We start from the raw sequence: 16,853 nt of genomic DNA on the forward strand, positions 1-16,853 counted from the left end.
CACGAATTCCCCGGGGCCGTCCGAAAAACGCGACAGGGGCCCTGCTCAGCAGGGCCCCTGTGCGATTGCTCGGGGTCGGACCGGCCCGGTCGGCCGACCCGGTCATGCGAGTGCGGCGGCCGGCGGTGTGGTCGGCCAGGTCATGCGGATCAGGCCGCCGTTCTGCCCGGTGCTGACCTCCACGTCGTCGACGAGGCCGCTGATGACCGCGAGGCCCATCTCGTCCTCCTCGACCTCCGCGTCGCCGTCCTGAGCGGCGCCGGACGTGTCGCCGCCCGGCGCGGCGTGCGGCGCCTCGTCGCCGACCTCGATGGAGAACTGTTTCTCCTCTTCGATCAGCGCCACCTTCACCGGTGCCGTGACGCCACTGTTCTGGTGCAGTCCGACGGCGCGGGAGCAGGCTTCGCCCACGGCGAGCCGCACCTCGTCCAGGACGGCCTCGTCCACTCCGGCCCTGCGCGCCACCGCTGCCGCCACCAGTCGGGCGGTCCGGACGTGCTCGGGCAGCGCGCTGAAGCGGAGTTCGACGGTGGCCATGCATCCCCCTCGCGACTACGGGCGTGCGGTCGGGGGCGGGGCCGCCGGGCGCCCGCACCCCAGGTGTACTTCTGTGCCCGGCCCGCCTCCTGCGCATCCTCTGCGTCGGTCCGGGACGGGACCGGCCGGACGGGACCGGCCGACGTACAGACCCCCGCAGGAGCCCGACGCCGGCAAGCGGTCCGGATCGGTCAATGGCCGATCAGTCGGTGACCGATCAGTCGGTGGCCGCCACCGCTTCCTCGACCGAGGTGTGGATCGGGAACACCTTGGTGAGGCCGGTGATCCGGAAGATCTTGAGAATGCGCTCCTGGTTGCAGACCAGGCGCAGCGAGCCCTCATGGGCTCGAACCCGCTTCAGGCCGCCGACCAGCACGCCGAGCCCGGTGGAGTCGAGGAAGTCCACGCCCTCCATGTCGACGACGAGGTGGAAATTCCCGTCGTTCACCAGCTCGACCAGCTGCTCGCGCAGCTTGGGCGCGGTATATACGTCGATTTCGCCACCGACCTCGACGACCGTACGATCGCCGACGGTACGGGTCGACAGGGACAGGTCCACGGATCCTCCAGCACCTTGCTATCGAGCGGTTCGCCCCTCGGGCACCTCGGCTTGCGGCCCCCGGGACGCTACGCCAGCCGCGATGGCATTCAATCACTTACCGGCAGGCGTGCACGACGCCTTGACTCCATTGTCCGTCACGCCAGTGACACACTCGGTGCCGATGGCCAAGAATCACCGATCCGATCGACCCCAGGCCCACGCGGCCTCCCGCCCGTCTCCGGGCACGGTCCTGGACCGCCTCGCCTCCGGGCCGAGCCGGGCTGCGCGCATCACTCATACGGAGCACTTGCCCCCGCGCGCGGGCCGCCATGCCGTCTGGCCTGAGCGGATTCGATCCGAGGTGATCGCCGCCGTCCGGGCGTGCGGCATCGAGCACCCGTGGGCGCACCAGGCGCTGGCCGCGGAGCACGCCCTGGACGGGGACTCGGTGGTCGTCGCCACCGGCACCGCCTCCGGCAAGTCCCTCGCCTATCTCGTGCCCGTCCTGTCCACCCTTCTGGGTGGCGCCGAGGCGCCGAACGGCCGCGGCGCCACCGCCCTCTACCTGTCCCCCACCAAGGCGCTTGCGGCGGACCAGTGCCGGTCGGTGAAGGAACTTTCACAACCTCTCGGCACCTCGGTCCGCCCGGCCGTGTACGACGGCGACACACCGTTCGAGGAACGGGAGTGGATCCGCCAGTACGCCAACTACGTCCTGACCAACCCGGACATGCTGCACCGCGGGATACTCCCCGCCCACCCGCGCTGGTCCTCCTTCCTGAAGTCGCTCAAGTACGTCGTCATCGACGAGTGCCACACCTACCGGGGCGTCTTCGGCTCGCACGTCGCCCAGGTGCTGCGCCGGCTGCGCCGCCTCTGCGCCCGCTACGGCTCCTTCCCCGTGTTCCTGCTGGCCTCGGCGACCGCCGCCGAGCCGGCCGTCGCCGCCCGGCGGCTGACCGGCCTGCCGGTCGTGGAGGTCGCCGACGACGCCTCCCCGCGCGGAGAGCTGGTCTTCGCCCTCTGGGAGCCCCCGCTGACCGAACTGCAGGGCGAACGGGGAGCACCCGTACGGCGTACCGCCACCGCCGAGACCGCCGATCTGCTGACCGATCTGACCGTGCAGGGGGTGCGCTCGGTCGCCTTCGTGCGTTCCCGGCGCGGCGCCGAGCTGATCTCGGTGATCGCCCAGGAGCGGCTCGCCGAGGTCGACCGCTCCCTGGTCCGGCGTGTCGCGGCCTACCGCGGCGGCTACCTCCCCGAGGAGCGCCGTGCCCTGGAGCGCGCCCTGCACTCCGGCGAGCTGCTCGGCCTCGCCGCCACGACGGCCCTGGAGCTGGGCGTGGACGTCTCGGGCCTGGACGCGGTGGTCATCGCCGGCTACCCGGGCACGCGCGCCTCCCTGTGGCAGCAGGCGGGCCGCGCGGGCCGCTCCGGCCAGGGCGCCCTCGCGGTCCTGGTCGCCCGCGACGACCCGCTGGACACTTTCCTGGTCCACCACCCCGAGGCCCTGTTCGACCGGCCGGTGGAATCGACGGTCCTCGACCCCGACAACCCGTACGTCCTCGCCCCGCACCTGTGCGCCGCCGCCGCGGAGCTGCCGCTGACCGAGGAGGACCTGGACCTCTTCGGCCCCGCCTGCGCGGACGTGCTGCCGCAGCTGGAAGCCGCGAAACTGCTCCGCCGCCGGACCAAGGCCTGGCACTGGACCCGGCGGGAGCGGGCCGCCGACCTCACCGACATCCGCGGCGCCGGCGGCCGTCCGGTGCAGGTCGTCGAGTCCGGCACGGGCCGCCTGCTCGGCACGGTCGACGAGGGCGCGGCGCACTCCACGGTCCACGAGGGCGCCGTCCACCTGCACCAGGGCCGCACCTATCTGGTGCGCTCCCTGGACCTGGAGGACTCCGTCGCCCTGGTCGAACAGGCCGACCCGCCCTACTCCACAGTCGCCCGCGACACCACGTCCATCTCCATCCTGGAGACGGACACCGAGATCCCGTGGGGCGCCGGCCGCCTCTGCTACGGCTCGGTGGAGGTCACCAACCAGGTGGTCTCCTACCTCCGCAGACGCCTGATCACCGGCGAAGTGCTGGGCGAGACGAAACTCGACCTCCCTCCTCGTACGTTGCGTACACGCGCGGTGTGGTGGACGGTCACCGAAGACCAGCTGGACGAGGCCCGGATCACCCCGGAGATCCTCGGCGGCTCCCTGCACGCCGCCGAGCACGCCTCCATCGGCATGCTGCCCCTCTTCGCGACTTGCGACCGCTGGGACATCGGCGGCGTGTCCGTGCCCCTCCACCCCGACACCCTCCTCCCCACGGTCTTCGTCTACGACGGCCACCCCGGCGGCGCGGGCTTCGCCGAGCGCGCCTTCCACACCGCCCGTTCCTGGCTCACCGCCACCCGCGAGGCCATCGCCTCCTGCGAGTGCGAGGCCGGCTGCCCGTCCTGCATCCAGTCCCCCAAGTGCGGCAACGGCAACGACCCCCTGCACAAGAGAGGCGCGGTCCGCCTGCTCACGGTGCTGTTGCGGGGGGCGCCGGAGGAGAAGCCGACGGGGGATGGGGAGGCGGGTTAGGGGCTGGGCCCAGGAGACGGTGGCTGGGGGCCGGGCCCAGTGGCCAGGGGCTGGTGACTGGGGCCGGGCACAGGGCTTTGCTGCTGGCTGCTGGCTGCTGGCTGCTGGCTGCTGGCTGCTGGCTGCTATCAGCGTCCGGGCTGCTCGGCGCCTCCCGGCACCGGGGTGTCAGGCGCCCGCGGGACGGCGGGCGGTGCGGCCTGGGACGCGCCGGGCGGCAGCGGGCCCGGTGGTCCCGGCGGTCCTGGCGGTCCCGCTCTCGCCCTGACCTCCGCCGTGAACGGCCCCCGCCCCGCGGCCGCCGTCACCTCCGAGGTGTCGCCCACGATCGCGCACCGAACCAACCGCACCTCCTGGGCCGCCGCCAGCCGCTCGGCCCGGGCGCAGGCCGCCGCGCCACCCTCGGCCCAGTGGTCCGCCGCCGCGAGCGCGGCCAGGTCGGCGCCCCCGGCCGCCCGGTGCCGTACGACGACGGCCTGCCCGAGCGCGAGCACGGCACCGAACACCACGCACAGCACAGCGATCGCCCCCAGACTCCAGACGGTGGCGGACCCCCGATCGGAGTCCTGCCCCCGCCCCGGGCCCACAGGCCTCCTGCCCGGCGCCTCACCGCCGCCCTGGCGGCACCACCGGCGCACGCGTCCGGCCCGCCGCCGGCCATCGGCACATCCCTGCCCGCGGCCCATGTCACCCCCACACATCACGGCCCCGCCTCGCCCGCTCCGGGCGGCGCCCCCACCGTGTCCTCGGCGAGCGCCACGGCCTCCTCCCGCACCTCGAACGGCAGCCCGCTCAGCACCGGTGGTCTGGCCACCACCGTCACGCGGATTCGGTCGCCCTCGCGGGCGACGGTCACCCGTGCTCCCCGCGGTGCCGCTTCCCGGGTCACCGTCACCACCGCGTCGGCCGGGTCCTGACGGGCGGCGGCCCGGGCGCCCGCGCGGGCCGCGTCCACGCACTCGATCTGCGCCGCCACCACGAGCAGCCCCCAGACCAGCGCCATCGTGAACGCCACCAGCACGGACAGCACCACGGCCGCCTCCGCGGTCACGAACCCCCGGTCACCGCCTCGCTCACATCCGCGCACTGAGCGCCTTCTTCACGATGTCCTGCAGCTCCGCCTGGACCTGGCCGCTGTTGACGACCTTGTAGAGCACGAACGCGAACGCGACGGCCGCGATGATGCCCATGGCGTACTCGGACGTCACCATTCCGGCGTCCTGACGGCACGCTTCGCGCAACCGAACCGCTACTTTCCTGATCTTCCTGAACATTTCAACCCCCGTGAGGCTTTGATCCATTGCCGTCTTCCGGCGCTTACCTGACGTCTGTGTGCTGGTCCGCTCTCGTCCCGCTCACCTCCCTCCCAGCACCCCGCCCGCCAGTCCGATCACGACGGGCAGCACCCCGACCGCGATGAACGCGGGCAGGAAACACAGGCCGACCGGCGCGGAGATCAGTACGGCCGCCCTGCGTGCCCGGGCCGTCGCCGTGCGGGCCCACTTGGCGCGCGCGTCCGACGCCAGGCGGGTGACCGGGCCGGCCGCGGGCAGCCCGGACTCGTCGGCCCGCTCCAGTAGCCGCGCCAGCACATCCGCGCCGGGCAGCGCCGCCAAATTCCGCCATGCGGCCGCCGGTTCACCGCCGAGCCGGACCTCCGCCGAGCCGCGCGCCAGCGCCTGCCCGACGGGGCCGCCGAGGGCCTCGCCCACCGCCTGGGCGGCGATCACCGGACCGGCACCGGCCGCGATGCAGGCGGCCAGCAGGTCGGCGGCGAGCGGAAGTTGGCGCGCGGCTCCAGCGGCGTCGATCACCTCCTGGTCACTGGCGGAGGTCTGCCGACCCCGCCACCGCCACAGCGCCGCCCCCACGCCCAACCCGAGCAGGATCCCGGTGACCCCGCCGACCAGCACCCACACACCGCACGCCGCACCGGCCGCCGGCAGCCACCGCCGTACCGCACCGGGGATCACGAACGGTGTTCTTGCCGCGGGCACTTCGAGCCCCAGCAGCTCAGCCATCCGGCGCCGCGCCCGACGCCGCCGCCGCGCCAGCTCCAACCGCATGGCAGCCCAGCCGAGAGCCAGCACCACGGCCACCGTCATCCCCAGCCTGTGGATGACTTCCCCGCTCATACCGCCCACCCTTTCCCCGCCGTCCGGACCTCCGGACCGCTGACCGCATCACCCACCAGCCGCCTCCCCCTGCCTCCACCCGCCACCTCGCACACCGCCAGCCTCATACCGCCCGCCCTTTCGTCGCCAGCACCCGCATCTCGCACCACCTCTCACACGACCGCCTCACACCGCCTCCGCCCCCCGCACGATCCGCACCGCCCACCACATCCCGGCCACCTCGAGCACCGCCCCGGCCGTCAGGCAGCCGAGGCCGGCCCCGCTGTGCAGCAGGACCCGCAGGGGATCCGCGCCCATGGCCGTACCGAGGAGCAGGCCGAGGGCCGGCAGTGCGGCGAGCAGCACCGCGGTGGCGCGGGCGCCGGACAACTGGGCGTTCAGGTCGGCGCGTTGGTCGCGCTCGGCACGCAGGGCCCCGTCCAGCCGGTCCAGGCCGGCCGCGAGGCCGGCGCCCCGGTCCACGGCCACCTGCCAGCACGCGGCGAGTCCGAGCAGGCCCTCCGCGCCCGGCCGCCGCGCCGCCGCGGCGAGCGCGCCGGGCACGTCTCCGCCGAACCGTGCCGCCGCCACCACGGCGGCCTGTGCGTCGCCGAGCCCGCCGGAGTCCCGCGCGGCCCGCAGCAGCGCCTCCCCCGGCTGTCGTCCCGCCCGCACCTCCCCGGCGAGCGCCCCGCACAGGGCGATCACCGCGTCGGTCCGCCGGTCCCTCGTACGCCGGGCCTGCCGGGCCAGCCGCATCCGGCGGAGCACCGGCACCCCGGCCGCCCCCGCGACGACCGGAATCACCGAGGCACCCAGCAGGGCGACCACGAGCCCGGCGACGAGTGCCCACCACTCGGTTCCCCACCGGCCGCACCGGCGCCGCAGTTCCGCGAGGGCCAGCTCCCAGACGGGCGGCCCGGTCGCCACCACCCCGCCGCCGGCCAGCAGCAGCCGTGCCCGCCGCATCCCGTAGTGCCGCCCGCCCAGCAGCCAGACCAACGCACCGAAACAGACCAGCGCGGCCCCCATGGACGTCTCACCGATCATTCCGGTCACCTCTCCCCCACTCCACGAACCTCATCCGTCGTCCCGAACGTCACCGGTCGCTCCCGAACCCGCGAAGGCTCTCCGAAATCCGCTGAAACCCCCAGCAGTTGCCGCAGCCGCTCCCACCCCCGCTCCCGCGCGAAAGCCCGCTCGCCCCAGCGCAGGGCCGGAACCGTCCGCACCAGCCCGGTGCCGTCCCGCTCCAGCACATGCACCTCGGCGATCCGGCGCCGCCCCGACCGGTCCCGTACGAGGTGCACCACCACCGAGAGGGCAGCCGCCAACTGGCTGTGGAGGGCAGCCCGGTCCAGTCCGGCGGCCGTGGCCAGCGCCTCCAGCCGGGCCGGGACATCCGCGGCAGCGTTGGCATGGACCGTGCAGCACCCGCCTTCATGGCCGGTGTTGAGGGCCGCGAGCAGGTGCACGACCTCGGGTCCGCGCACCTCGCCGACGACCAGCCGGTCCGGCCGCATCCGCAGCGCCTGCCGCACCAGGTCCTCCAGACTGACCAGGCCGGCGCCCTCCTGGTTGGCGGGCCGGGTCTCCAGCCGGACGACGTGCGGATGCTCCGGCCTCAGCTCGGCGGAGTCCTCGGCGAGCACGATCCGCTCACCCGCTCCGACGAGCCCGAGCAGGGCGCTCAGCAGGGTCGTCTTGCCGCATCCGGTGCCGCCGCTGACCAGGAAGGACAACCGCGCCTCGATCAGCGCTCGCAGGATCCGGTCGCCGCCGGGCGGCACCGTGCCGGCCGCGACGAGCTCCTCGACGGTGAAGGCCCGGGGCCGCACCACCCGCAACGCCAGGCAGGTGCAGCCGACGGCCACCGGGGGCAGCACCGCGTGCAGCCGGGTGCCGTCGGGCAGCCGGGCGTCCGCCCAGGGCCGGGCGTCGTCCAGCCGGCGTCCGGCCACGGCGGCCAGCCGCTGCGCGAGACGTCGTACGGCCGCCGCGTCGGGGAAGGTCACCGCCGTCAGCTCCAGGCCGCCTCCGCGGTCCACCCACACCCGGTCGGGGGCGGAGACCAGGACGTCGGTGACGTCCGAGTCGGCGAGCAGCGGCTCCAGGGGGCCGCTGCCGACGAGTTCTGAGCGCAGGTGTTCGGCCGCGCCGAGCACCTCCGCGTCGCCGAGCACGCGGCCTTGTTCGCGCAGCGCCTGGGCCACGCGCGCGGGGGTGGGTTCCGCACCGCTCTCGGCCAGCCAGCGGCGGACGCCGTCGAGCAGGGCCGCGCCGTCGGCCCGGTCGAGTCCCGGCAGGGTCATCGGGTGCCTCCCGCCTCGACCAGCGCACGCTCCCAGAAGTGCGCGCAGAAGCGGGCGAGCGGGCCGCGTCCGGTCACGCCCGGCGGTTTCGCGCTGCCCTGCGGGCGCAGCAGTGCCGGTTCGACGGGCACCTCGCCGGCCAGCGGCAGGTCGAGCAGCCGGGCCACCTCGTGGTCGTCCAGGCCGGGTGCGTACGGCCCGCGGACCGCCACCCGCAGGTCGCGCACGACCATGCCGACGGCGGAGGCGACGCGGCCGGCCGCCGCGACAGCCCGCAGTTCGGCCGGGACGACGAGCAGGGCGAGGTCGAGCTGGGCGAGGGCTTCGGCGACCCCGTCGTCGAGACGGCGGGGCAGGTCGACCACGACCGTGCCGCCGCGTCGTCGGGCGGCGGCCAGCACCGCACGGACCGCGGACGGCGGAATGGCGACGCAGTCGCCGCGGTCCCAGCTGAGCACACGCAGGGAGTGCAGTTCGGGCAGGGACTCCTCCAGGGCGCCGCCGCCGACCCGGCCGCGGGAGGCGGCGAAGGCGGGCCAGCGCAGCCCTTCGGCGCTCTCGCCACCGAGGAGTACGTCGAGTCCGCCGCCGAGCGGATCGGCGTCCACCAGGAGTGTGCGCAGTCCCTCGCGCGCGGAGGTGACGGCGAGCGCGCACGCGAGCGTGGACGCTCCCGCCCCGCCCCGGCCGCCGATCACCCCGACGGTGAGGGCCGGACGGCCGATGCCCTCGGCCACGTCGGCGATGCGGTCGACCAGCCACGGCTCGCCGTCGGGAAGCATCAGGACGTGGTCGGCACCGATCTGGACGGCTCGTTTCCACACCCCCGAGTCGTCCTGATCGCGGCCCACCAGCACCACACCGGGCCGGCGCGCGGCCCCGCGCACCCGGCGGGCGGCGTCGTCGCCGACGAGCACGAGCGGCGCGGCCGCCCAGCGGTCGTCGGATTCCGGTACGCCGTGGTGGACCTCGGGTGTGGCGCCCGCCGCCGCGCACAGGCGCAGCAGATCGTCCAGGAGAGCGGCGTCCTCGGTGACGATGAGCGGCCGTCCGGGCCTGCCTGCGGGGCCGGGCGGCGGATCGTGGGTGACGGTTCCGGTCACTGGTGTTCCCCCTTCGCTGCATGGGCCGCGCGGCCTCTGCGGCCACGCGATTGCCAAAGGTGTGAAGAACCGGCAAGCGGCCTCCATATGAACGGCCGACAGAAACCGGCCATACGCGCTCCGGCAATCGGAACCGGCCATGAACTCGCCGCGGCCGGAGTGCGCTGCAATCACGGTGCAGCGATCGGCGAAATGATGTGGATCTTGCTCGAAAACTGTGGACAGGCCGGGGCCTGTGAATATCTCCGTCACCCGTACCGGTGACCCATGTACTGATCCGTGTGCGACTTCCACAGAGCAATCTGTCGATTACGCGCAGTGACCGATCATGGGCATGGCGAAGAGCGGCCACGACGGCGCGATGCCGGCCGTACAGCCGCGTGGCGAAAGGGGAGGAGCGAGAAAACGCATCCGGACATGCGACGACCCCCGCCGGGGGGGAGAGCGGGGGTCGTCCCCACGGCCGACTCGGGGGGGGAGGAGTCGGACCGGGTTAGCACGGTCGCGAACGATCCGTGACTTCCATGGTGTACCCGAGAGCCCTCTCAGGCAAACCCACGCGCCACACCTTACGCCGAATGGTGGGCGCCTATGCTCAGGGGCGTGGAAAACCACTCCTTGCCCCGCGCAGCGGCCTTCTTTGACCTGGACAAGACGGTCATTGCGAAGTCCAGCACGCTCACCTTCAGCAAGTCCTTCTACCAAGGCGGGCTGATCAACCGCAGGGCCGCGCTGCGTACCGCATATGCCCAGTTCGTCTTCCTCGCCGGCGGCTTGGACCACGACCAGATGGAGCGCATGCGCGAGTATCTCTCCGCACTGTGCCGCGGCTGGAACGTCCAGCAGGTGCGGGAGATCGTCGCCGAGACCCTGCACGATCTGATCGACCCGATCATCTACGACGAGGCCGCCTCCCTCATCGAGGAGCACCACGCGGCCGGCCGGGACGTGGTGATCGTGTCCACCTCGGGCGCCGAGGTGGTGGAGCCGATCGGCGAGCTGCTGGGCGCGGACCGAGTGGTCGCCACCCGCATGGTCGTCGGCGAGGACGGCTGCTTCACCGGAGAGGTGGAGTACTACGCCTACGGCCCGACCAAGGCCGAGGCCATCAGGGAGCTGGCCGCGTCCGAGGGCTACGACCTCGACCGCTGCTACGCCTACAGCGACTCGGCGACCGACCTGCCGATGCTCCGGACGGTCGGACACCCGCACGCCGTGAACCCGGATCGCGCGCTGCGCCGCGAGGCACTCGCGCGCGGGTGGCCGGTTCTGGAGTTCCGCCACCCGGTCCCGCTGAAGAAGCGGCTGCCGGGGTTCTCCGTCCCGCCCCGCCCGGCGCTGGTCGCGGCGGCGGCCATAGGCGCGGCGGCGGCGACCGCCGGCCTCGTCTGGTACGCCAACCGGCGCCGCGGCACCGCCTGAACGGGCGCCCGTTTCAGCCTGTTTGAACCTGAAAGTAAAGAAGTGCGGGCTGGGGTTCCGCTTCCTCCCGGCCCGGGGTACAAAGAAGGTAGGCCCGCGAGACCAAAGGACATCCGCGAGGATCCCCTACTACTACGCACTGGCCCACGGACCCCGCATGAACACCGGGCACCCACGCGACGTCGACCCGTCGATTACGGGCCAGCCGCACCAGGTGACGGGCAAAGCACCCCGACCTGATGGGCGACATATCGAGGACGCTTGGTAACTCGGTGAGCATGCCAGCGGCGGTACGAGAACTCGTACCGCCGCAACCCCTTTCCGGGGCCCCGCAGCTTCCTCAGGCCGCGCCGCGCTGCAGTGCCTCGCACACCGCGGTCGACTCCCGCACGCCCAGTTCGACCGCCCGGCCGCAGTGGGCGATCCAGGCCGCCATGCCCTCGGGGGTGCCGGAGGCGTACCCGTTCAGAGCGGCCAGGTAGGAGGCGCGGCCCAGTTCGGCGTGGCCGACCTCGGCCGGGCAGACCGCCTTCGGGTCCAGGCCGCTGCCGATCAGCACGATCCGCTCGGCCGCGCGCGCGACCAGGCCGTTGTGGGACGCGAAGGGGCGCAGGGCGAGCAGTTCGCCGTGGACCACGGCCGCCGTCACCAGCGCGGGCGCGGAGGTGCCCGCGATGATCAGGTCCGCCAGCCCCTCCAGCCGGCCCGAGACCTCCTCGGCGTCCGGCAGCGGCAGCTCGATCAGCGGCTCGTCCACCGGCTCTCCGGCCTGGCGCGGCCTGCCGACCTGGTCGTCCCCGCTCGCCGCGGCCACCAGGTGCAGCCGGGCCAGCACCCGCAGGGGCGACTGCCGCCAGATGGACAGCAGCTGCCCCGCCTCCGCCGTGAGCCGCAGGGCCGCGCCCATGACGCGGGCCTCGGGGTCGACGCCGAAGTCGGTGCGCCGGCGCACCTCTTCCAGGGCCCAGTCCGCGCCGGAGAGCGCCGCCGAGCCGCGGGCGCCGCGCAGGGCCGCCTCGGAGGTGATCTCGTTGCTGCGGCGCCGCATGACCCGGTGCCCGTAGACCCGGTCCACGGCCTTGCGCACGGACTCCACGGACTCGGCCACACCGGGCAGCGAGCCCAGGGCCGCGAGCGGGTCGGCGGTCGCGCCTGTCGTACTCATGAGTACGACACTACGCATCCCACCGCCCGACCCCACGAAGGAGTGGTCTTCTTCACTTTCTCGTGACACATACAGCTACCACGCCACTACGCTTGGTGAACATGAAAATTGCTTTCGTCGGGAAGGGCGGCAGCGGCAAGACCACGCTCTCCTCCCTCTTCATCCGCCATCTCGTGGCCGCGGGCGCCCCCGTGGTCGCCATCGACGCGGACATCAACCAGCACCTCGGCCCCGCGCTCGGCCTCGGCGAGCAGGAGGCGGCCGCACTGCCCGCCATGGGTGGACAGCTGCCGCTGATCAAGGACTACCTGCGCGGCAACAACCCGCGCATCGCCTCGGCCGCGACGATGATCAAGACGACTCCGCCCGGCGAGGGCTCACGGCTGGTCCGGGTGCGCGAGCCCAACCCGGTCTACGACGCCTGTGCGCGTCCGGTGGAACTCGACGGCGGCGCCGTCCGTTTGATGGTCACGGGCCCCTTCACGGACGCCGACCTGGGGGTCGCCTGCTACCACTCCAAGACGGGAGCTGTGGAACTGTTCCTGAACCACCTCGTCGACGGCTCCGACGAGTACGTCGTGGTCGACATGACGGCCGGTTCGGACTCCTTCGCCTCCGGCATGTTCACCCGCTTCGACATGACGTTCCTCGTCGCCGAACCGACCCGGAAGGGGGTCTCCGTCTACCGCCAGTACAAGGAGTACGCCCGCGACTTCGGTGTCGCCCTGAAGGTCGTCGGCAACAAGATCCAGGAGCCGGACGACATCGACTTCCTGCGCGCGGAGGTCGGCGACGACCTGCTGGTGACGGTCGGGCGCTCGGACTGGGTGCGTGCCATGGAGAAGGGCCGGCCGCCCCGGTTCGACCTTCTGGAGGAGGCCAACGCCCGCGCCCTGGAGACGCTCCGGGCCACCGTCGACGCCACCTACGAACGGCGCGACTGGGAGCGCTACACCCGCCAGATGGTGCACTTCCACCTGAAGAACGCCGAGTCCTGGGGCAACGAGCGCACCGGGGCCGACCTGGCGGCGCAGGTCGACCCCCACTTCGTGCTCGGCGAGAGCGTGGCGACGCCGGTCTGACGTCTACGGCCTGTCCGCCGGCGCCCCGGGCACGCCCTTGGGCGCCGGGGCCGGGCGGCCGGACAGGAAGGACGCCCAGCCCTGCCGGGGCGCCTCACCCACCTTCAGGGTGCGCAGCCTCGCCAGGGTCTGCGGGTCCTGGGCGTCCAGCCAGTCGGCCAGCTGGTGGAAGGAGACACAGCGCACCTCGGGCTTGGTGCACACCTCCTTCACCACGTCTTCGACGGCGCGCATGTAGGTGCCGCCGTTCCAGGACTCGAAGTGGTTGCCGATGATCAGGGGCGCGCGGTTGCCGTCGTAGGCGCGGTAGAAGCCCTTCAGGAGGCCGTCGCGCATCTGGTCGCCCCAGTAGTCGAACTTGTCGGGGTCGCCCTGGGTCTCGGTGCCGGACTGGTTGACCATGAAGTTGTAGTCCATGGTCAGCTGCTCATAGGTGTGACCCGGGAAGGGCACCAGTTGCATGGACAGGTCCCACAAACCCTGCTTCTTCTTGGGCCACAGCTGGTTGTTCACTCCGCTGGAGTCGTAGCGGAAGCCCAGCTGGCGTGCGGCCCTCATGAAGTTCTTCTGCCCTTCCAGGCAGGGGGTGCGGGCACCGATCAGCTCCTTGTCGTAGTCGAAGGGGAGCGGGGCCGCCTGCTTCATGCCGCTGTTGGTCCGCCAGGACTTCACGAACTTCTTGGCCTGGGCGATCTCGCTCTTCCACTCCTCCACCGACCAGGTGCCGACCCCGCCGTCGGGCCCGCAGAAATGGCCGTTGAAGTGGGTGCCGATCTCGTTGCCCTCCAGCCAGGCCAGCCGTACCTGCTCCAGGGTGTCGGCGATTCCCTGCTCGTCGTTGAAACCGATGTCTGAGCTGCCCGGCGCGTGCTGGGGCGGCTTGTACAGCTCGCGCTTCTCCTTGGGCAGCAGGTACACGCCGCTCAGGAAGTAGGTCATCGTCGCGTTGTTCTCCTTGGAGACCTCGCGGAAGTGCGAGAACAGCTTCTGGCTGTCCTCGCCCGCGCCGTCCCACGAGAACACGACGAACTGCGGCGGCTTCTGACCTCGGCTCAGGCGCTCGGCTCGGGGCAGATGCGGCTGGGATCCGGTGTACGCGGTGGATCCGTCGCCGATCGGCCGCAGGACGCTGCCCGGCGCCGGCGCCCCCCGCTCCGGGCCGGGCGCCCCTTCCTTCGTGCCGCTGGAGTCGGTCGCGCAACCGGCGAACGACGCCGCACAGGCCGCGGCGACCATGGCGCCGACGGCGATCCTCTGGGTGGCGGCCATCTTCCGCCCACCTTCTTCCTTCTCTCAGGCACACGCTGACGAGGGCCGTTTTCTGGGGATGTGCCGGGCTTGTACCGGCAGCGCCGCCAAGGTCGCACGCGATCGAGAAGGAATTAGTACGACAAGCCGATCAACTGCTCACTTCACCCAAGCGAGCGATCACCTGCCCCATTTGCCCCGAAAAGTTATGCTCTTGCTTTACGTGGCATTACGGTTCCTTTACCGAACGTTGATCCATCCCGCCGCTGCACGCCGTGACCCACGGCCGCGACCGACCCCGCCCATCGCCGCGGGTCCCACCCAGTCCGCGACCGCGCCGCCCCGGAGGAGACGGGAACATGCCAGCCTGCGCACCCCCTCACACCCAGCACCCCCACCCGCCGCACACTCCCGCTCCCGCACCCCGCCGCTTCCCCGTGGCGGGCGCCGACCTGTCCGCGGCCGTCGCGGTCTTCCTGATCGCCCTGCCCCTCTCCCTCGGCATCGCCCTGGCCACCGGCGCCCCGCTCCAGGCCGGTCTCGTCGCCGCCGCGGTCGGCGGGATCGTCGCCGGCCGGCTGGGCGGCTGCCCCCTGCAGGTCAGCGGGCCCGCCGCCGGACTCACCGTGGTCACCGCCGATCTGATTCACCGTTACGGCTGGCGGGCGACCTGCGGCATCACCGTCCTCGCCGGTCTGGCCCAGCTCGGCCTCGGCTGCCTGCGGGTGGCGCGCGGCGCGCTCGCGGTCAGCCCGGCCGTGGTGCACGGCATGCTCGCCGGCATCGGCATCACCATCGCCGTCGCCCAGCTGCACATCGTCCTCGGCGGCAGCCCGGACAGCTCCGTCCTCGCCAACCTGCGGCAACTGCCCACCCAGTTGGCCCACCTGGATCCGGCCGCCGTGTCGATGAGCGCGCTGACCCTGGCCCTGCTCATGGCCTGGCCGCGTCTGCCCGGCCGGGCGGGCCGGCTGCTGCGCCGGGTACCGGCCGCCCTCGTCGCCGTCACCGGGGCCTCCGCGACCGCCGCCCTCGCCGGCCTGGCCCTGCCCCGGGTGGAGCTGCCGTCCTGGCACAGCCACGCCCTGGCCGGACACCCCGAGGGCCCGGCGCTCGGCATCGCGGCCGCCGTGCTCACCACCACCCTGGTGTGCAGCGTGCAGTCGCTGCTCGGCGCGGTGGCCGTGGACAAACTGGTCGCCGCCCGGCCGGGCCCGCAGTCCCACGTCGGCCGCTCCGACCTGGACCGCGAGCTGCTCGGCCAGGGCACCGCCAACATCGTCTCCGGGGCCCTCGGCGGCCTGCCGATCGCGGGCGTGGCGGTGCGCAGTACCGCGAATGTGAAATCAGGTGCGGTCAGCCGGAACTCCACCATGCTGCACGGCGTTCTCGTAGTAGTCGCCGCGCTGCTGATGGTCCCGGTGCTGGAGGAGATCCCGCTCGCCTCCCTCGCCGCCCTGGTGATGGCCGTCGGCATCCAGATGGTGTCCCTGCACCACATCCGCACGGTGACACGCCACCGCGAAGTGCCGGTCTACGCCGCGACCACACTCGGCGTGGTGGCCCTCGGCGTCCTGCAGGGGGTGTTCCTCGGGATCGCCGTGGCGGTCGCCCTCGCCCTGCACCGCCTCGCCCGCACCCGTATCACCCACGAAGAGAAGGAAGGAGTCCATCACGTACGGATCCGAGGTCAGCTGACCTTCCTCGCGGTGCCCCGGCTCAGCAGAGCCCTGCATCTCGTACCCCAAGGCGCTCACGCCGTCGTGGAGTTGGACGGTTCGTTCATGGATCACGCGGCGTACGAGTCACTGCAGGACTGGCGCAGTGCCCACACCGCGCGGGGAGGCATCGCCGACCTGTCGGGCCGGCGCGGCGGAATCCGGACCGCCGAGCAGGCCCCGGCAACCGAGTGCCGGTGCCGCCCCTGGACCCCCTGGCGCAACCACCAGGCCTGCTTCGCCGCGGCCCCCGCCGCCCCGGCCGGGCAGGAGGCCGGCCGGGAACTGGCCCGTGGGATCAGCTCGTTCCAGCGGAACACCGCCCCGCTGGTGCGGGAGGAGCTGGCGCGACTCGCCCGGGAGGGCCAGCGACCGTCCCAGCTCTTCCTCACCTGCGCCGACTCCCGCCTCGTCACGTCGATGATCACCGCCAGTGGTCCCGGCGATCTGTTCGTCGTCCGCAACGTCGGCAACCTGGTGCCGCCGCCGGGCGAGGAACACGGCGACGACTCGGTGGCCGCCGCCATCGAGTACGCCGTGGACGTGCTCGGGGTGCGCTCCATCACGGTGTGCGGGCACTCGGGGTGCGGGGCGATGCAGGCGCTGCTGAACAGCGGGACCGGCCAGGGGGACGGCCCGCTGCGGCGGTGGCTGCGGCACGGGCTGCCGAGCCTGGCGCGGACGGCCGGCGACCACGGTGACCGGCCCCGGCTGGCCGGACGGGCCCCCGCGGACGCGGTGGAGCTGCTGTGCCTGACCAACGTGGTCCAGCAGCTGGCGCATCTGCGGGCGCACGCACCGGTCGCCCGGGCGCTGGCCAGGGGAGAACTTGAGCTGCACGGCATGTATTTCCACGTGGGCGAGGCACAGGCGTACCTGCTCGCGCGAACGGAAGGAGGAACGGTGTTCGAGGACGTCACGGAAGGCGTCGGCGGGGGCGAGGAGGCCGGCGGACGCGTGCGGGCCACCAGCCCCAGACAGGTCTAAACCAATTTTTCCGCCGACCCTTGTCATCGGACCCCCGCGTCTG

At 72.8% G+C, this 16,853-nt stretch carries 15 protein-coding genes; 4 read left to right on the forward strand and 11 right to left on the reverse strand.

Annotated features, from left to right (window positions below; genetic code table 11):
- Positions 1-102: 102 nt before the first annotated feature.
- Both ACIP4Y_RS26760 and bldG read right to left on the reverse strand, forming a co-directional pair.
- The gene (locus tag ACIP4Y_RS26760; RefSeq protein ID WP_401398073.1) at positions 103-537 is read right to left on the reverse strand and encodes an ATP-binding protein; all 435 of its coding nucleotides are present in this window, start codon (positions 535-537) and stop codon (positions 103-105) included.
- Between the two features lie 217 nt (positions 538-754).
- Positions 755-1,096 carry an anti-sigma factor antagonist BldG gene (bldG, locus tag ACIP4Y_RS26765; protein WP_010986038.1) on the reverse strand — a complete coding sequence of 114 codons (342 nt, stop codon included), beginning with the start codon at positions 1,094-1,096 and terminating at the stop codon, positions 755-757.
- Positions 1,097-1,178: 82 nt separating this feature from the next.
- Between bldG and ACIP4Y_RS26770 the strand changes: the two genes are divergently transcribed.
- On the forward strand, positions 1,179-3,659 hold the full coding sequence (locus ACIP4Y_RS26770) for a DEAD/DEAH box helicase (protein ID WP_401398075.1): 2,481 nt from the start codon (positions 1,179-1,181) through the stop codon (positions 3,657-3,659).
- 128 nt (positions 3,660-3,787) lie between these two features.
- Here ACIP4Y_RS26770 and ACIP4Y_RS26775 read toward each other — a convergent pair whose 3' ends face one another.
- From ACIP4Y_RS26775 to ssd, 7 genes are all read right to left on the reverse strand, one after another.
- On the reverse strand, positions 3,788-4,345 hold the full coding sequence (locus ACIP4Y_RS26775) for an Rv3654c family TadE-like protein (protein WP_401398077.1): 558 nt from the start codon (positions 4,343-4,345) through the stop codon (positions 3,788-3,790).
- A gap of 14 nt (positions 4,346-4,359) precedes the next feature.
- Positions 4,360-4,710, reverse strand: coding sequence for a TadE family type IV pilus minor pilin (locus tag ACIP4Y_RS26780; RefSeq protein WP_401398079.1), 351 nt, complete (start codon positions 4,708-4,710; stop codon positions 4,360-4,362).
- A gap of 22 nt (positions 4,711-4,732) precedes the next feature.
- Positions 4,733-4,933, reverse strand: coding sequence for a DUF4244 domain-containing protein (locus ACIP4Y_RS26785; protein ID WP_401398081.1), 201 nt, complete (start codon positions 4,931-4,933; stop codon positions 4,733-4,735).
- Positions 4,934-5,014: 81 nt separating this feature from the next.
- A complete protein-coding gene (locus tag ACIP4Y_RS26790; RefSeq protein WP_401398083.1) occupies positions 5,015-5,794 on the reverse strand; it encodes a type II secretion system F family protein in 780 nt (259 codons plus the stop codon).
- Between the two features lie 165 nt (positions 5,795-5,959).
- Positions 5,960-6,823 carry a type II secretion system F family protein gene (locus ACIP4Y_RS26795; protein WP_401398085.1) on the reverse strand — a complete coding sequence of 288 codons (864 nt, stop codon included), beginning with the start codon at positions 6,821-6,823 and terminating at the stop codon, positions 5,960-5,962.
- 5 nt (positions 6,824-6,828) lie between these two features.
- Positions 6,829-8,085, reverse strand: a complete 1,257-nt coding sequence (locus tag ACIP4Y_RS26800) for a TadA family conjugal transfer-associated ATPase (protein WP_401398087.1) — start codon at positions 8,083-8,085, stop codon at positions 6,829-6,831.
- Entirely contained in the window at positions 8,082-9,188 is a 1,107-nt protein-coding gene (ssd, locus tag ACIP4Y_RS26805; protein ID WP_401398088.1) for a septum site-determining protein Ssd, read from the reverse strand. The genes ACIP4Y_RS26800 and ssd overlap by 4 nt, the downstream gene beginning before the upstream one ends.
- Before the next feature lie 591 nt (positions 9,189-9,779).
- Between ssd and ACIP4Y_RS26810 the strand changes: the two genes are divergently transcribed.
- On the forward strand, positions 9,780-10,610 hold the full coding sequence (locus ACIP4Y_RS26810) for an HAD family hydrolase (RefSeq protein ID WP_401398090.1): 831 nt from the start codon (positions 9,780-9,782) through the stop codon (positions 10,608-10,610).
- 340 nt (positions 10,611-10,950) lie between these two features.
- Here the strand turns inward: ACIP4Y_RS26810 and ACIP4Y_RS26815 are convergent, their stop codons facing one another.
- Positions 10,951-11,775, reverse strand: a complete 825-nt coding sequence (locus tag ACIP4Y_RS26815; RefSeq protein ID WP_401398092.1) for an oxidoreductase — start codon at positions 11,773-11,775, stop codon at positions 10,951-10,953.
- 101 nt (positions 11,776-11,876) lie between these two features.
- Between ACIP4Y_RS26815 and ACIP4Y_RS26820 the strand changes: the two genes are divergently transcribed.
- Positions 11,877-12,857, forward strand: coding sequence for an ATP-binding protein (locus ACIP4Y_RS26820; protein ID WP_401398094.1), 981 nt, complete (start codon positions 11,877-11,879; stop codon positions 12,855-12,857).
- Positions 12,858-12,860: 3 nt separating this feature from the next.
- Here ACIP4Y_RS26820 and ACIP4Y_RS26825 read toward each other — a convergent pair whose 3' ends face one another.
- Complete coding sequence (locus ACIP4Y_RS26825; RefSeq protein WP_401398096.1) at positions 12,861-14,126, reverse strand: hypothetical protein; 1,266 nt, start codon at positions 14,124-14,126, stop codon at positions 12,861-12,863.
- A gap of 338 nt (positions 14,127-14,464) precedes the next feature.
- Here ACIP4Y_RS26825 and ACIP4Y_RS26830 point away from each other — a divergent pair, with 338 nt between their 5' ends.
- Complete coding sequence (locus tag ACIP4Y_RS26830) at positions 14,465-16,810, forward strand: SulP family inorganic anion transporter (RefSeq protein ID WP_401398097.1); 2,346 nt, start codon at positions 14,465-14,467, stop codon at positions 16,808-16,810.
- Positions 16,811-16,853: the final 43 nt, after the last annotated feature.

This window comes from Streptomyces sp. NPDC088810, assembly GCF_044750305.1.
GTDB lineage: Bacteria > Actinomycetota > Actinomycetes > Streptomycetales > Streptomycetaceae > Streptomyces.

What these genes read in the sequence shown, in the direction of transcription:
- ACIP4Y_RS26760 (WP_401398073.1), bottom strand. Translation starts at nt 537, where the DNA reads ATGGCCACCGTCGAACTCCGCTTCAGCGCGCTGCCCGAGCACGTCCGG.
- ACIP4Y_RS26770 (WP_401398075.1), top strand. Translation starts at nt 1,179, where the DNA reads ATGGCATTCAATCACTTACCGGCAGGCGTGCACGACGCCTTGACTCCA.
- ACIP4Y_RS26775 (WP_401398077.1), bottom strand. Translation starts at nt 4,345, where the DNA reads ATGGGCCGCGGGCAGGGATGTGCCGATGGCCGGCGGCGGGCCGGACGC.
- ACIP4Y_RS26785 (WP_401398081.1), bottom strand. Translation starts at nt 4,933, where the DNA reads ATGTTCAGGAAGATCAGGAAAGTAGCGGTTCGGTTGCGCGAAGCGTGC.
- ACIP4Y_RS26790 (WP_401398083.1), bottom strand. Translation starts at nt 5,794, where the DNA reads ATGAGCGGGGAAGTCATCCACAGGCTGGGGATGACGGTGGCCGTGGTG.
- ACIP4Y_RS26795 (WP_401398085.1), bottom strand. Translation starts at nt 6,823, where the DNA reads ATGATCGGTGAGACGTCCATGGGGGCCGCGCTGGTCTGTTTCGGTGCG.
- ACIP4Y_RS26800 (WP_401398087.1), bottom strand. Translation starts at nt 8,085, where the DNA reads ATGACCCTGCCGGGACTCGACCGGGCCGACGGCGCGGCCCTGCTCGAC.
- ACIP4Y_RS26810 (WP_401398090.1), top strand. Translation starts at nt 9,780, where the DNA reads ATGCTCAGGGGCGTGGAAAACCACTCCTTGCCCCGCGCAGCGGCCTTC.
- ACIP4Y_RS26815 (WP_401398092.1), bottom strand. Translation starts at nt 11,775, where the DNA reads ATGAGTACGACAGGCGCGACCGCCGACCCGCTCGCGGCCCTGGGCTCG.
- ACIP4Y_RS26820 (WP_401398094.1), top strand. Translation starts at nt 11,877, where the DNA reads ATGAAAATTGCTTTCGTCGGGAAGGGCGGCAGCGGCAAGACCACGCTC.
- ACIP4Y_RS26825 (WP_401398096.1), bottom strand. Translation starts at nt 14,126, where the DNA reads ATGGCCGCCACCCAGAGGATCGCCGTCGGCGCCATGGTCGCCGCGGCC.
- ACIP4Y_RS26830 (WP_401398097.1), top strand. Translation starts at nt 14,465, where the DNA reads ATGCCAGCCTGCGCACCCCCTCACACCCAGCACCCCCACCCGCCGCAC.